Origin of the sequence: Flavobacterium sp. LC2016-13, assembly GCF_009707955.1 — a bacterium.
GTDB lineage: Bacteria > Bacteroidota > Bacteroidia > Flavobacteriales > Flavobacteriaceae > Flavobacterium.
The window spans coordinates 247,047-262,686 of record NZ_WMDQ01000002.1 but is presented as its reverse complement, the minus strand read 5'-3'; the positions used below and the strand labels follow the sequence as shown (position 1 = coordinate 262,686).

The 15,640-nt window shown below is 34.3% G+C and carries 17 protein-coding genes; 4 read left to right on the top strand and 13 right to left on the bottom strand.

Going from position 1 to position 15,640, the window contains the following annotated elements:
* Positions 1–50: 50 nt before the first annotated feature.
* Positions 51–659 carry a thioredoxin family protein gene (locus GKZ86_RS04940; protein ID WP_154782001.1) on the bottom strand — a complete coding sequence of 203 codons (609 nt, stop codon included), beginning with the start codon at positions 657–659 and terminating at the stop codon, positions 51–53.
* 3 nt (positions 660–662) lie between these two features.
* On the bottom strand, positions 663–1,145 hold the full coding sequence (locus tag GKZ86_RS04935; RefSeq protein ID WP_154782000.1) for a TlpA family protein disulfide reductase: 483 nt from the start codon (positions 1,143–1,145) through the stop codon (positions 663–665).
* 261 nt (positions 1,146–1,406) lie between these two features.
* Here GKZ86_RS04935 and GKZ86_RS04930 point away from each other — a divergent pair, with 261 nt between their 5' ends.
* From GKZ86_RS04930 to GKZ86_RS04920, 3 genes are all read left to right on the top strand, one after another.
* Positions 1,407–1,802, top strand: coding sequence for a DoxX family protein (locus GKZ86_RS04930; protein ID WP_154781999.1), 396 nt, complete (start codon positions 1,407–1,409; stop codon positions 1,800–1,802).
* A gap of 344 nt (positions 1,803–2,146) precedes the next feature.
* Entirely contained in the window at positions 2,147–3,025 is an 879-nt protein-coding gene (locus tag GKZ86_RS04925; protein ID WP_154781998.1) for an oxidoreductase, read from the top strand.
* A 253-nt stretch (positions 3,026–3,278) separates the two neighbouring features.
* Positions 3,279–4,091, top strand: a complete 813-nt coding sequence (locus GKZ86_RS04920; protein ID WP_154781997.1) for an AraC family transcriptional regulator — start codon at positions 3,279–3,281, stop codon at positions 4,089–4,091.
* Positions 4,092–4,210: 119 nt separating this feature from the next.
* Here GKZ86_RS04920 and GKZ86_RS04915 read toward each other — a convergent pair whose 3' ends face one another.
* Positions 4,211–5,014, bottom strand: coding sequence for an SDR family oxidoreductase (locus GKZ86_RS04915; protein WP_154781996.1), 804 nt, complete (start codon positions 5,012–5,014; stop codon positions 4,211–4,213).
* A 106-nt stretch (positions 5,015–5,120) separates the two neighbouring features.
* Here GKZ86_RS04915 and GKZ86_RS04910 point away from each other — a divergent pair, with 106 nt between their 5' ends.
* Positions 5,121–6,029, top strand: coding sequence for a thioredoxin family protein (locus GKZ86_RS04910; protein ID WP_154781995.1), 909 nt, complete (start codon positions 5,121–5,123; stop codon positions 6,027–6,029).
* Positions 6,030–6,077: 48 nt separating this feature from the next.
* Here GKZ86_RS04910 and GKZ86_RS04905 read toward each other — a convergent pair whose 3' ends face one another.
* The 10 genes from GKZ86_RS04905 to GKZ86_RS04860 form a co-directional block, all read right to left on the bottom strand.
* Positions 6,078–6,845, bottom strand: coding sequence for a LytTR family DNA-binding domain-containing protein (locus tag GKZ86_RS04905; RefSeq protein WP_154781994.1), 768 nt, complete (start codon positions 6,843–6,845; stop codon positions 6,078–6,080).
* Complete coding sequence (locus tag GKZ86_RS04900) at positions 6,826–7,842, bottom strand: sensor histidine kinase (RefSeq protein WP_154781993.1); 1,017 nt, start codon at positions 7,840–7,842, stop codon at positions 6,826–6,828. The genes GKZ86_RS04905 and GKZ86_RS04900 overlap by 20 nt, the downstream gene beginning before the upstream one ends.
* 639 nt (positions 7,843–8,481) lie before the next feature.
* The gene (locus GKZ86_RS04895; RefSeq protein WP_154781992.1) at positions 8,482–9,255 is read right to left on the bottom strand and encodes a thioredoxin family protein; all 774 of its coding nucleotides are present in this window, start codon (positions 9,253–9,255) and stop codon (positions 8,482–8,484) included.
* Positions 9,256–9,396: 141 nt separating this feature from the next.
* Positions 9,397–9,807 carry an organic hydroperoxide resistance protein gene (locus tag GKZ86_RS04890; RefSeq protein WP_154781991.1) on the bottom strand — a complete coding sequence of 137 codons (411 nt, stop codon included), beginning with the start codon at positions 9,805–9,807 and terminating at the stop codon, positions 9,397–9,399.
* An 86-nt stretch (positions 9,808–9,893) separates the two neighbouring features.
* Complete coding sequence (locus GKZ86_RS04885) at positions 9,894–10,910, bottom strand: alpha/beta fold hydrolase (RefSeq protein WP_154781990.1); 1,017 nt, start codon at positions 10,908–10,910, stop codon at positions 9,894–9,896.
* 146 nt (positions 10,911–11,056) lie between these two features.
* The gene (locus tag GKZ86_RS04880) at positions 11,057–11,467 is read right to left on the bottom strand and encodes a cupin domain-containing protein (RefSeq protein ID WP_154781989.1); all 411 of its coding nucleotides are present in this window, start codon (positions 11,465–11,467) and stop codon (positions 11,057–11,059) included.
* A gap of 178 nt (positions 11,468–11,645) precedes the next feature.
* On the bottom strand, positions 11,646–12,944 hold the full coding sequence (locus GKZ86_RS04875; protein ID WP_154781988.1) for an epoxide hydrolase family protein: 1,299 nt from the start codon (positions 12,942–12,944) through the stop codon (positions 11,646–11,648).
* A 404-nt stretch (positions 12,945–13,348) separates the two neighbouring features.
* Positions 13,349–14,434: a nitronate monooxygenase family protein gene (locus GKZ86_RS04870; protein ID WP_154781987.1), complete on the bottom strand. Its 1,086-nt coding sequence runs from the start codon at positions 14,432–14,434 to the stop codon at positions 13,349–13,351.
* A gap of 18 nt (positions 14,435–14,452) precedes the next feature.
* Positions 14,453–14,902: a nuclear transport factor 2 family protein gene (locus GKZ86_RS04865; protein ID WP_194632447.1), complete on the bottom strand. Its 450-nt coding sequence runs from the start codon at positions 14,900–14,902 to the stop codon at positions 14,453–14,455.
* Position 14,903: 1 nt separating this feature from the next.
* Positions 14,904–15,638, bottom strand: coding sequence for an SDR family NAD(P)-dependent oxidoreductase (locus tag GKZ86_RS04860; RefSeq protein WP_154781986.1), 735 nt, complete (start codon positions 15,636–15,638; stop codon positions 14,904–14,906).
* Positions 15,639–15,640: the final 2 nt, after the last annotated feature.

Genomic DNA, 15,640 nt, shown 5'->3' with positions numbered 1-15,640 from the left:
AAAAAAACGCCTCATAAACTGAGGCGTTTTAAAAATTACTTTAAAAATAATTATGCTTTAGCTTTTCTTTTTACAGTACAGCCAATTTCTTTTGTTTCCGTTATAGCTGGCTTTTTATCGCTTTTTAGCGATGCAATTACATCTTCAACATATTTCGTTTTTTCTGCCTTAGTTCCTTCCGGATCATTATCAATTGCTCCCGTATATTCTACAACAGTTCCTTTTGATGTTTTAGATACTACAAAAAGATGTGGTGTATGTTTCGCTCCGTATTGATCTGTAACGACTTGTCCTTTATCAAATAAGTATGGAAATGAGTATTTTTTCTCTTTTGCCAATTCCTGCATTTTATCAAAAGTATCTGCTTTTGATGCTTCCGGATCGTTTGGATTAATCGCGATTACCGGATAACCTTGTGGTTTGAACTTTTTGTCAAGATCGATAATTCTTTGCTCATAAGCTTTTGCATACGGGCATGTATTACAAGTAAATACAACAATAAAACCTTTTGCGTCTGGATAACTGGCAAATGAAACTTCTTTATTATCTACATTTTTAAGCTTAAAATCCGGTGCGGTTTGTCCGGCTTTAAGCGTTGGAGCTTGTGCCTGTGCGATAATGGCACTTAAAAATAACATTAGGGAGATGTACTTTTTCATAATTTATAGGTTTTTATATTCAGTAAGTAATTGTTCGTAAGTCAGTTCGCTTTCGATAAATTTTCTTTTATCGTTTTTGATGAAGATTGTTGCCGGAATACTTCCCGACCATGAAGGATCAATACGATCTATATATTCTTGCGGATTGCTTTCATTTAAAAGGAAAACCTCATTTTTAAGATTCTTTCTTTTTACAAATGGAACCACGTTAGAAGCCAGTTTCGATTTAAAATCAACACTAACCAATAATACGGCTACTTTTTGTGATTTATATTCTGCTCCAAGCTTCTCAAAATTGGGTAATTCTTTAATACATGGCGCGCACCAGGTTGCCCAGAAGTTTACGACATAAGTACTGTCTTTTCCGTTTTTGATTCTTTCCTGAAGCTGATCTACGTTTATCAGCTTTACTTTCTGACTTTGAGCTGTTAATGTAAACGCTAAGCAAACAAAAAGAAAAATCTTAAAAGTTTTTATTTCTTTCATACAATTATATGGTATTTCCGTTGAATTGGGCAATTGTTAATTACAAATATAAAACTAATGCAATTTTAAAAATTGTAATTTATTGTTAATAAATATCCTTCAAAAGTGACTATTACTATGATTTGAGATTTAGAAATTCAGATCAAACTTCAGATTGTCTATTTTAAAGTTTAAATTGTCCGTTTCGGCAAAATTTGAATTTGAAAACGAACGTCAATCCCGCAATTTTGTCCTGTTTAACAACTTAAAATAATTAAAATCATGAATGCAAAAACAACAAAAATCATTTATTGGACAGGAATTGTATTAACTTCTTTATGGTTTGGTGCCAGCGGATTTTTTGAACTTACAACCAATAAAATTGTTTGGGATATTACAGTATTATTAGGTTATCCGCCTCATTTTATTTACTTGCTTGGTGTTTTGAAAGTATTGGGCGTAATTACTTTATTGATTCCGAACAAATTGCTTCGATTAAAAGAATGGGTATTTGCAGGAATCTTTTTCGATATTACTTTTGCCTTTTTCTCAAAAGTGGCTGTATTAGGTTTTCCTGCGACAATTGATGCAATTATTGCCTTTATAATGGTTAGCGTGACTTATATTATGTTTAGAAAATTATATGCTGCAACATATGCCGTTAAAACTTTAGAGTAAGCTTTTTAATGTTTTCTCTCGCAGATTTTGCAGATTAAGCGGATTAGAACTAAATCCAAAAAAAATCCTCTTGATTTGTGACGAAAAAATGATCTGCTTAATCTGCAAAATCTGCGAGAAAAAAAATCCATTTTAATCTGTGACTTTAAAAACCAAGCTTACATTTAATTCGCAAAGTCGCGAAACCGCAAAGTTTAATTTCTTTGAGGCTTCGCGACTAATCTTATTGTATTTATACACTTTATTTTTAAATGATCTTTATAACAAATGAAATTGAGCTTTTCAACAAAATAACTACCCTTGCTTCCATCGTAAATTTGTAATGAATTTAAAACTCAATTACAATGAATAAGATATGGTTTATTACAGGAAGTTCTCGAGGATTAGGACGTAACCTTACTGAAGCGGTTTTAGAAAGTGGTGACAAAGTTGCTGCAACTGCACGAGACATTAATCAGTTAAATGATTTAAAAGAGAAGTTTAAAGATCAAATTTTGCCAATTAAATTAGATGTCACCAATTACGATCAGGTTCACGAAGCGGTTAGCGAAGCTGTTGAACATTTTGGACGCATTGATGTATTGGTAAACAACGCCGGATTCGGAATCATTGGTGCTGCTGAAGCTTTTACAAACGAACAGGTTCGTAGTCAGTTAGAAACTAATTTATACGCGCCAATCGAAATTACACGCGCTGTATTGCCTTATATGCGCAAACAGAAATCAGGTCGCATTTTGCAGATTAGTTCTGTTGGCGGACGTGTTGGAAATCCGGGTTTAACGATGTATCAGGCAGCAAAATTTGGTTTAGGAGGTTTTACTGAAGCTTTGGCAAAAGAAGTTGCTCCTCTTGGAATATTCGTAACCAGCGTAGAACCAGGCGGATTTCGTACGGATTGGGCGGGCGCATCAATGACTTATGCAGATGATATTGAAGGTTATGAAATGGTAAAACAACGTACGGATTTCTTTAAAGGTGGAAATTTTGTTCCTGTTGGAGACCCTGAAAAAGCGGCTAAAGTAATGGTAGATTTAGCATCACATCCAAATCCGCCGATGCATCTTGTGTTAGGAAGTGAGGCCATTGGAATCTTAAAAAGTGCCGATCAGGCCCGAGAAGAAGAAATGGAAAAATGGATGAATGTAAGTTTATCGACAGATCACGATGATTCTGAAAGTTTTCTAAATACAACATTGGGTAAATTGTATACTGGTAAAAAGTAAATTTCAATGTCAATTTCTTAGTATAACGCATAATTTTATTTAAACACATAGAAACATAGTTCTCCTTTGTCCTGAAAGGCGTTTCACTTGTTGGAACAAACATAGCTATGTGTGAAAATCTAGATTTTTTTAAACATCTTTTATTTTAATATAGTCTATGTTTCTATGTGTTTAAAAAACATCCAATTAACAACAAAATCAGTATCGGGTAAAACTTATTCGATGCTGATTGCTTTTTTTATAAATTTGTGATATGAACGATTCTAAAATAAATCAAAAAACATCGCCTATTGCCTATTCTTGCTATTATACCCAAAATCGGGAAGGCGAGCAATTTGCTGCAGAACATGTTTTGAGTTTTCAAATTTCGGGAGAGCTTGTTTTGAATAACGGTACTAAGGAATATATTTTTAAACCCGGTGATTTTCGGTTTATTAGAAGAAATCAGCTTATTAAGTTCATGAAACAACCTGATCCGAATATCGGCTTTCAGTCTATTTCTATTTATCTCTATCAGAGCGCGCTGCGGGATTTCTCTATACAATACAGCCAGAAAACCAATTTGATTAAAAGTCCGGAAACAGAAACTGTTTTTCAACTAAAGGATGAGCCGTTACTTAAAAGCTTTATGAATTCGTTGATTCCATATATCAATGATGATCAATTGATTAACGAAAATCTTCAGACTTTAAAAGTAAATGAAGCGATTACTATTTTATTGCAATGCCATCCGGAATTAAAAGATATTTTATTTGACTTTAACGAACCGGGAAAAATAGATCTGGAAGCTTTTATGAAGAAGAATTTCCATTTTAATGTGCAATTAGATCGTTTTGCGTATCTCACAGGGCGCAGTTTAGCTACTTTTAAAAGAGATTTTCAACGAATCTTTGATAATTCTCCAAGCCGTTGGTTATTGCAAAAGAGATTGCAGGAAGCTTATTATCAGATAAAAGAAAAAGGAAAAACCCCTTCTGAAGTATATTTAGAGGTAGGTTTTGAGGATCTCTCGCATTTTTCGTTTGCGTTTAAGAAACAATTTGGATTATCGCCTTCGAAAATATAGTTTCAGGTTTAATTTGTTTCAGGTTTATATTGCTTTGAATACCAAACTTCTCAAAGTTAATGAAAACTTGAAACTTGAAACTTGAAACTTGAAACCTGAAACCAAAAAAACTAAATTAATTACCCTAAAAACAGAGCCGACATTTCTCTACGCGACGCTTCTGCCCCAACTTCTAAACGTCTGTCAGACATTTGTTTAGAATCAGCTCCGGCTGTATAATGTATCTGATCTTTTCCATCGGTAACAGCTTCGTAAACCACTTGTGCAATTTCTTCGGCCGTAGAACCGCTGCTTTGAGGATCCATCATATCGTTTACGGTTTTTAGATAACCATCCATCAATTCCTGATAAGGTTCTGAAGATGTAATAACTATGTTTGAACTAAATTCCGTTCTGATAAATCCCGGAGCAACCGTTTTGATTCCGATTCCAAAATGAGCTAATTCATAACTCATTCCTTCACTCCAGCCGTGCAGACCCCATTTTACAGCGTGATATAAACTATCAAGCGGAAAAGTAATTAATCCGGCAATAGAAGTAATATTAATGAAAAGTCCGCTTTGTTTTTCTCTAAAATGCGGAATAAAAGCTTGTGTAACACGAATAGCGCCAAGCAAATTGGTGTTGACCTGTTTTAACAGAACATCTTCAGAAACACTTTCTAACGGGCCAATTGCACCATAAGCTGCATTATTTAAAACAACATCTATATTACCTAATGAAATTGCTTTGTTTACGGCAGTTTTAATTTGTTCTGGCTCTGTAATATCAAGTGGCAAAACTGTTACTCGCTCTAAAGCTTCAAAATCGGCTTTGTCAACATTACGCATAGTTGCAATAACATTCCAGCCTTTGCTGTGAAATAAATGAACCGCAGCTTTTCCCAAACCGCTTGAAGTTCCTGTAATAAAAATTGTTTTCATAAGTATCGTATTTATATTGGCAAAGTTCATTATAACCCTAGAAATCAACATTGTTATAGCGTTCAACTTCAATTGCTGTAACGTTCAGTTTTATCTAAAGCACTAAATGGACTATTCAACTGCTAATTTGGACGGTTCGCCATTATTCGCTTATAAATCAGGGATTACGATTCTACCTTTGAGAGAAATAACAGAATTTCAATTCGATTTAAAATCAAAAATTATGAAAAATAGTATCTTCCTCTTTCTGGCAATTGTGCTTTCAGGACTCTTTTTCCTGAATTGCTTTATGTTTCCTGAAATGGAATTATCTGAAAGGAAAACAGCAAAAACGGAAATAAAAACAACGAATAATAATGGTTTTGCGATAGTAGAACTTTTTACTTCTGAAGGATGTTCCAGTTGTCCGCCTGCCGATGAATTAATGGCAAAATTACAACGTGATACCAAAGGCATGAATATCTATTTCCTGGCGTATCATGTTGATTATTGGGATCGTTTAGGCTGGAAGGATCAATTTAGTTCGGCTGAATTTACAAACCGCCAACAACAATATCAGGACTGGCTTAATTTGTATGTGATGTATACGCCTCAGTTTATTATTAACGGAACTGCTGAATTTGCAGGCTATAATGAAACTGCACTTTCTCAAAAAATCACTGATGCTTTAAAAACTAAGCAAACTGAGAAACTGGAACTTATCGCCCATCCTGACAAAGATTCAATAACGATTCATTTTAAGACAAATTCAGTTCAGAAAGACACAAAATTATTTATTGCAACAATATTGCGAAAAGGAATTTCAAAAGTACAACGTGGTGAAAATAAAGGAAATACATTAAATCATGTTCAGATTGTAAAAGAGCTAAAAAGTTATACTCTCGGTGCAAAAGAAGGGAATCTTACTATATCTAAACCTAAAAATTTTAACGCAACAGACTGGCAATTAATAGGTTTTATACAAAATACAATTACAGGAAAAATCTACAAAACAACAAAAGCTGATTTAAATTAATAAATCAGCTTTTGTTGTTTTAATCTATGTGGAATTTTTAAAAGATAATTATCTGTTTTCTAACCAACTCAAAAACGCAGTAGCTTTCTCTTTTCCTACCAATAGTTTTTCTTCGGTTGGAACGGTTAGTTTGATGATTAATTTGCGTGAAAAATAATGCTCTGCTTCTCTTATTGCTGAAAAATTAACCAAATATTGCCTGTTGATTCTAAAGAATTGTGTTGGTGATAAGAGTTTATGAATTTCATCTAACGATTGTGTAAGCTGATATTCTGTTTTATCAAACGACATAATCGTTGGCGTTTCGTTTTTGATATAAAAAAATGCAATATTCTCTGTTAGAACGGTTTGGTATTTATTGTTTTTAAAAACCAGGAAGCTGCTTTTTCCTGTATTTTCGCCGGTTCTGGTTAATAAATACTCAAAATCAGGCATTGCTTTTTTATTTCTTTGAAAGAAATTCTTCAATTCTCCCGCTTTTTTAATGGCCTGCGCAATGCTTTCTCTTGAAAAAGGTTTCAATACATAATCGATTCCGTTTGATTTGAATGCTTCAATCGCATAATCATCAAAAGCTGTACAGAATATCACAGGTGACAGAACCTCAACATTTTTAAAAATCTCAAAGCATAAACCGTCTGCAAGCTGAATATCCATAAAGATAAGATCCGGTTGATCATTTTCTGAAAGATAACTAACCGCTCCGTCAATACTTTGAATATACGACAGGATTTGCGCATCTGGCCTGATGCTCAAAATAAGCTGGCCAAGTGCTTTGGCCGTTTTTACTTCATCTTCAATTATTACGATAGTCATAAATCAGTGGTATTTTTACTTTAAAAGTAGTTTCATTTTTATCAATTTCAATTTCTTTATGAACCAAATGGATAAAACGCTGGTTGATATTATCTAAACCTACTCCGGTCGATAATACGCCTCTTTTAAGCTGAATTTGGTTTTCTATAACCAGAAAGTCGTCTTCTGTATATAAATCGATTTGCAGCGGTTTATCGAGCGAAACAACGTTATGTTTGATGCAATTCTCGATTAGCAATTGTAAAGTAAAAGGCGGAATTGCAGAATCGTATTGTTTTTGATCGACGTTATTATTCAAAACAAAACCGTCTTCAAAACGGGCTTTCAGTAAATAAACATACGAATCCAGGATTTGAAGTTCTTCCCGAAGCGATATCAAGTCTAACTTTCGGCTTTCTAATGTAAATCGGTAAAAATCAGATAGTTTCAAAATAAAATCAGAACTTTGAGGATCCTGAATATCAACCATCGATTTTAATGTATTTAAACTGTTGAATAGGAAATGCGGATTGACTTGTTGCTTTAAAAGTTCGTATTGTGCGCCCAGATTTACGGCTTTGGTAATTTCCAATTCTACACTCATTTGTTGGGTTTGATAGTTTTGAAAAAGCAAATGCAGGAACATATAAACAATCAAATTGATTAAAATGCCTCGCAATTCGAACATAATTGGAGCGTCCATTTTAGAAATCTGAAAAAGTTCCTGATGTCCAATTACAATCAAAACCATTACCAAAATACCCATTATGACGCTCAATAAAAGTTTCCAGTTGAATAAACTGGTATGAGTTCGTTGTGCCGAAAATTTAGGCAGACTATAAATATTATAATACCATATAAAAATAGAAAATAACAGCGTAATCGATGAGTTGATTATGATATCGCCAACCGTCGAATCTCCATCAAATAATTTGGGTATTGAAGCAAGAATTGCCAGTGCTATAGAACTTCCCCAAATGACCTTTCGGGAAACCTGAAAGCGTTTTATTTTTTCCATAATTTTAGTCTGTTTTTTTAATCCTGCTTCGTCAAAGATAGCATATTTTAGAGGTATTTTTAGCCCATAAAAATGAATTCTGATTTTTAGATGGCAGAAAAATAGTGCTCAAAACAATATTTAATAACAACTTTAATTATTTCAACTAAAGTAACTGGTTATCTATTAGTTATAAATTTAAAATCATACCGACTGCCATTTCGTCATAACGCTAAAAATGACCATTTTAACGTTTATTATGATGAAATTTGTCTATTTTAAAATCTAAAAAATGACTTCTGTTTTCTTTGATTTCTGACATTTAAAATTTTGCAAAAAATCCACTATTCTACTACTGTAAATTGAATTTATTTTAAAAAACAATAAATTCATAAAAATCAGGATCAAAACCAACCTTTTTAATACCCTGAAACAGTATAAAAACGACTTCAAAACAGTCTAAATCTTTGATAAAAAGGGTTTTTAAATTTAACAAAAAACAAATACTTTAAATTCATAAAAATAAAACACTTATTTATTGATATTAAATATTTTAACTAACTTTATATTTATTTTTACTTTAAATATAAAATATATTTTTCATACACAAAAAAGCCTCTGTTTAGAGACTATAATTGTGTTTATTTAATCAACAATATTTTATAATGATGATTGTTGTAAAATTGCTTTGGTGACGCCCAAAATACTTCCGGTTTTCATATCCTGCACAAAACCGATTATTTCGAACTCTTTTGCATCAAAATTTTTAGGTAAATGAATGGATGTTGTTCCTTTTTTTTCTTTGGCTAAATCAACAATTTGTAAATGATGAACAATTTGATAATGGGATAAAATACGATTTGCATTCTCTCCTCTTTTCACATTACTTTTTGCATATTTTTGAACAATCGCAATTAACAAATTGCTGTTTTTTGAAACTCCTTCAACAGTATAATTTACGTTTAGATTATTATTATTTTGATTCGCCTGTAAAGATAAATTGGAAGCGGCAGGTTTCGAAAGTGCTTGCTTAATAGCATTTCTCACAATCGTTTCCTGAGAAGCAATATAATCAGCTTTTCCGTTAACGATTACTTGTGGCGTATAGACTTGTTGTTTTCCTAAAAAAGTTGCATATTCGTATTGTCTTTTGGTGAAATCTGCATTGCCAAAAACATCCTTCCAGCCTTGTCTGTCCCAATAATCAACATGATATGCCAAAATATAGACATTTTCGTCTTTGTATTCATTTTGAATTCTTCCCATCAATTCATCCGCAGGCGGACAACTCGAACAGCCTTCTGAAGTATATAATTCTAAAAGCGCAAATCCCTTTACGGCTTTTTTCTCTGTAGTATTTTGTCCAAAAGCTGTCATAGCAATTAGCTGTATTAGTGTGATAAAAAACGCTGGTATTATTTTTATTTTTTTCATGATTATCTTCTTTGGGTTTCCTGCAAGGTTTTGAAAACCTTGTATGCATGATTTGTAAAAGCTGAGAAAAATATCTTGCTGATACTGTTTAAACCTACAAGGTTTTGAAAACCTTGCAGGTTAGAAAGATTAAACAGATTATTACAGAATATTAATTTCAACATTAATATTTCCTCTTGTTGCTTTAGAGTAAGGACAGGTTTGATGTGCCAAATCAGCCACTTTTCTTGCTGTTTCAGCGTCTAAACCCGGTAGAGTGATATTAAGACGTGCCTGTAAAGAATAAGCGCCATCTGTGTTGCATAAATCGACCTCAGCATCTACGACTGTATCTGCAGGAAGTTTAATGCCTAATCCTGAAGCTGCGATTCCCATTGCGCCAATAAAGCAAGCTGACCATCCTGCTGCAAAAAGCTGCTCCGGATTTGTTCCCGGACGTGAAGTTCCCGGTGAGCTAAGTTTAATGTTTAATTGATCATCTGAACTTTGAGATGCTCCTTCGCGACCGCCTGTTGTGTGTGTTTTTCCTGTGTATAAAACTTTTGTTTCCATAACTTTTTAATTGTGAATTGTGAATTATTAATTGTGAATTTTATATGCTTGATATTGATTTCTAAAATGTGAGATGCAAAAAGTAATTAATCATTAGCAACATCAATAATTGCTTGTGCAAATGCCTTTGGATCTTCTTGAGGTACATTGTGGCCAATTCCTTTTAGAATTCTGTGAGTGTATTTACCTGTAAATTTACTTGCGTATGCTTTTCCGTCTGCGTTTGCGCCGTCGAAATCACTTCCTATCGTAATGGTTGGAACTTTAATTTCAGGTCTTGACGCCAATTTTTTCTCTAACGCATCGTATTTAGATTCTCCTGTTTCAAGCGATTGTCTCCATCTGTAATTGTGAATTACAATTGCAACGTGATCCGGATTATCAAAAGATTGTGCGGTTTGATCGTAAGTTGCTTTATCGAAATTCCATAACGGAGAAGCAATTTTCCAGATCAGTTTATTAAATTCATACGTGTTTTGTGTGTAACCTAATTTTCCTCTTTCTGTAGCAAAATAATACTGGTACCACCATCCTAGCTCTGCTGTTGGAGGCAATGGTTTTAGGTTTGCTTCAAGATTTACAACCAAGTAACCACTTACAGATACCAGTCCGGTTAAACGTTCCGGCCAAAGTGCTGCCATAACCACTGCTGTTCTTGCTCCCCAATCGAAACCGCCAATAATCGCTTTATCAATTTTAAGTGCATCCATCAAAGCGATAATATCACTTGCCAATGCTGCTTGTTGTCCGTTTCTAAAAGTATCTTTTGAAAGAAACGTTGTTGTTCCCGATCCTCTTAAATAAGGTGTAATCACTCTGTAGCCTTTTGCGACTAATATTGGCACTACTTCATTGTAACTGTGAATATCGTAAGGCCAGCCGTGAAGTAAAATTACCGCTTTTCCTGTTGAAGGTCCGGCTTCGGCATAACCAACATTCAAAAGTCCGGCATTAATTTGTTTTAACGTTCCAAGAGAACTTGTTGTTGGTTTTTCTGATTGTGCATTGATTGATGCCATTGTGAAAAATAAAGCAGCAATTAAAACTATTTTAGAAGCTATTCTGTTTGTGAAGCTGCTTTTGTTTTTTTGTATTGTTTTCATTAGTATTAATTTTAATAGTTTGATTATTAGTTAATTTCTTCGTCAAAGGTATTCTGACAATGCTCGTTTTACAATCAGAAAATAGCTCAAACGGACAAAGTAAAGGTTGAAACGGACAGACAAAAACCTGAGGTTTTAAGAATGTTTTATTTACTTAGTACCAGAATAGGTTTTCCTTTCTCGACAATATAAGTTGCCAGTTCTGAAGCTTTGGCATTTGTATTGTTTTTCGCTGAATGAACCTGACCTGCGGGAATAAAGAGTACTTCTCCTGCTTTTAATGTTATTGGCGTTTTATCTTCAATTTGATATTCCAGAGAACCTTCAAGTACATAAATAACTTCTTCGCCGGGATGAGAATGTTTCCCAAAAGCTGTATGAGGCTCAAAATCGATTCGTGATTGAACAGTTTCATGTCCAGCGACACTTATGTCGTGTTTTTGTAAATCTGTTCTTGTAATGCCCGATTTTTGCGCCGAAACATTATTTGAAATGAATAATGCCATAAAACTTAGAACAGCAATAGTATATAAACTGTATTTTTTATTTGTTTTCATATTTGTTTGATTTGAATTGTTGTGTGTGTGTTTAAACACATAGATTTTGTGTTGATTTTTAGGCTAAATCTATGTGTTAGATGTTTTTTCTCGCAGATTTTGCAGATTTTGCAGATTTTATTTTTAATCTGTTTAATGCTTAATCTTTGAATTGACTTTAATTTTTAATTTCTAATTTTTAATTGTTTTTCCTCAATGATTTAAAAGCAGCACGAAGTTCAATTGTAAAAAGTTGTGGTTCTTCCCAAGAAGCAAAATGTCCGCCTTTGTTTACTTCGTTAAAATAAATCAGGTTTTTATATGCTTTTTCAGCCCAGCTTTTTGGTGCCTGATAAATTTCTCCCGGGAAAACGGTAATCGCAACCGGAATTTTAATTTCATTAGTTCTTTGTTCTACAACATTGAAATTGTTGGTATTGTTTTCCCAATACAATTGTGCTGATGAATTTGCTGTGTTTGTAAACCAGTATAATGAGATGTCGTCAAGAATTTCGTCTTTTGTAAGTGATTTTTCGGCATTTCCTCCGCTATAAGTCCAATCGTTGAATTTATCTAAGAAAAATGAAGCCAAACCAACCGGAGAATCTGTAAGTCCGTAACCTAAAGTTTGCGGACGTGTTACCATCATTCCGGCATAACCTGCACCTTTGGTATATAATTTATTAAGCGAATTGAAAGCTGCTTTTTCTTTTACTGATAATCCTGCAGGTGCGGGATTTCCGTTTTGTAAAGCTTTTGAAATATCTGCGGGAACTGTTGCGGGCATATTTAAGTGAATTCCCAATAACCCTTCAGGAGCCTGGCGTGCCATCGCATCTGCAATTACAGATCCCCAGTCTCCACCTTGAGAAACATAATGTTTGTAGCCTAAACGTTTCATTAAAACATTCCAGGCTTTTCCAATTTTTTCCGGCCCCCAACCTGTTCCTGTTGGTTTTTCTGAGAAACCGTAACCCGGCATTGACGGAATTACAAGATCGAAAGCGTCTTCGGCTTTTCCTCCATAAGCAGTTGGATCTGTTAATGGACCAATCACTTTAAGAAGTTCAAAGAAAGATCCAGGCCAACCGTGAGTAATAATTAACGGAAATGCATTTTTATGTTTTGATTTTATTTGAATGAACTGAATATCCAATCCGTCGATATTAGTTACAAACTGAGGCAAAGCATTTAGTTTTGTTTCTGTTTTATGCCAGTCATAATCCGTTCCCCAATATTTTACAAGATTTTGAATTTGTTGCAGTTTAACGCCTTGTGATTGATCTGTAACGGTTTCTTTATCCGGCCATCTTGTAGCGTTTACACGATTGCGTAATTCTGTTATCGCTTCCTGAGAAATGCTAATATGATACGGACGAATTGCATCTGAATCGGCTTTAGTTTGTTTTTGTTGTGCGAAGCCTGTCGCTGCGATCAACATAAAAGTTCCTGCTGCAATTGCATTCAGAAAACTGCGTTTGTTTTTAATTGTTTCCATTGTTTTTGATTTTTTAAATTATATGTTTATCAGTTAATTTCTTCGTCAAAAGTATAATGGCAACAGCGCTGTTACAATCACGAAATAGCCTAAACGGACGAAGTGTATCCTGAAACGGACATACATAAACCTGAAAATTTTATATGCTGAGGAACATACAAATTTCATACAGTCAAATTGATGGAAGAGAAAGGAATTAGTAGGTTAACTACCTGTAGGTGATACTTCTAAGAATCGAATTATAATCATGTAAATTTAAACATTAACAACATTGAATATCTGATAATCAGAACTTAACGTGTCTTTTTTATTATTTTGTGATTAAATATCTCACGTTATTTATAAAACAAAAAAAGAACCTGCTATGAGGTTCTTTTTAAACAATCTGTGTTTAACAACTTAAATTAAGCTTTCAGATCGCCGAAATACGTTGATGTTTCTTCTATTAAAGAATGCATTAACTCTTTTGCTTTTGTGTGTTTTAAAATTGGAGCTATTTGTCCGCCCCAAAATAAAATCATATCCCATTTTTGTTGATCAAGAGCTGCTTTTCGCAATGGTGCCATAAGTGTGGTTTGCAACGGAAATGGTAAAATGCTTTCTTCCTTTCCTAAAACCTCTTTGGCAATTCTGCTTGTAATTCCACGTCCGAGTCTTCCTGTGTAAGCACGAGATAGTGTTGTATACTTTGCAGCATCAGAAAATAACATTTCTCTGTGAATAGGCAATGCATTTGATTCATCGGTTGCCAGAAATGCGGTTCCAATTTGAGCTGCATCTGCTCCCAGCGCTAATGCTGCTGCAACGCCTTTTCCGTTAGCAATTCCTCCAGCGGCAATAACGGGGATTTTTACTTTTTCGCGAATCAATTGCAGTAATACAAAACTTCCTGTTACAGATGATTCTGCCGAAGCCAAAAATGAAGGTCTGTGTCCGCCGGCTTCAAAACCAGATGCGATAATCATATCAACTCCTGCCGCTTCCAGAAAAATGGCTTCATCTAAAGTAGTTGCTGCGCCAACGGTGACAATTCCTAATTTGCGACATTGTTCTAAAATATCGGCAGAAGGAACTCCAAACATAAAACTGAATACTTTGGGACGTATGTCTAAAATTACTTCCAGTTGATTTTCAAATCTTGATTGAAATGGAATTGGCTTTTCCGGTAACGGAAGTCCAACTTCATCAAAATAAGGTTTATATAATGCCTTCGCCTGATTGTATTTTTCATCGGTTAACCCAGATTCAGGAATATCATGATCTGAAACCCAAAGGTTGATGTTATAAGGTTTATCTGTTGCTGCTTTTATTTGCTTGTCTACATCAAAAATTTCCTGAGGAGACATTGTGTACGCTCCGTAACCGCCAAGTCCGCCAGCGTTTGATACTGTAGCCGTTAGTTCTACCGTTGATAAATTACCTCCAAATGGTCCTTGCAGAATTGGATATTGAATACCCAATAATTCTGTAGCTTTTGTATTGTACCACATTATTTCTCCTTTTAAAGTTTATTCACTTACATCAGTCAACATTTTATTGACGATAAGCCATTTTCCGTTAATCTTATGGAAAGATAAAAAATCACGATAATTAAAATCGTACATCTTTACATTAACTTCTGCTATGGCAATTGAATTTACGACTTTTATTTCCAAAATTTCGCCTTTAAAAGGTTTTCCTGAATCTTTTGGACTTTGTCTGTTTTTTACGCCATCTAAATAAAGTTCTGCCGTTTTAAAATAAGGCTGTTCATTTATATCTCCGTAAACAAATGTTCCTGACTCAAAAATACTTCCTAGACGTATTACATCTCCTTCATAAATACCTTTGAAATAATAATTTTCAACGACATCTGTAATTGCTGCTATTTCTGCTTGATTTTCCATTTTACCTTTATATTGTGCTTTTATGCCCTGAAAACTCCAGAGCATAATAGCAGTTAATAAAATAGTTTTCACCTTAGTTTAAATTATGTCCGGCTGCTTTACCTCCGTCAACATTGATGATTGCGCCGGTGATAAAAGTACTTTTTGCAACAGTATAAACCATTTCTGCAACATCGTCGATTTCTCCTACTCTGTTTAACAAATGTAAACCTGCGCTTAAATCTGCTTTGTCTCCGTGCATTGGTGTACGAATTACGCCTGGTGCAACGGTATTAAATCTGATATTTTGTTTTCCGAATTCTGCTGCCAATTGTACTGTTATAGCGTGAATTGCGCCTTTGCTCGCGATTGGTGCAGTAGCTGGCCATCCGCCTAAACCATGGTTTACAAGTGGAGTTCCGATATTAATTACAACGCCGTCTTTTTGTTTCAGCATTTGCGGAACAACGGCTTGTGTAGTAAAATAAGTTCCTTTTAGGTTTGTTGTCAAAAATTTATCCAAATAAGCTTCGTCAACTTCTAAGAATGGTTTGCTGTCAAAGATTCCGGCATTGTTAACCAATACATCTACAGAACCGAATTTTTCTAAGGCAATTTTCACCAATTGTTCTCCTGTTTTTTTATTGCTTACATCTCCGGCAAACATGGCAAGGTTTTCTCCTGCTCCAAATTCATTAAAAGTGCTTTCTAATGAAGCTGGTGTTACTGAATTGATAACTACATTATCGCCTCTGTCTAAAAAGTATTTAGCGATTCCTTTTCCGATACCTGAAGCTGCTCCGGTAACGATTATGGTTTGTTTTTTCATGA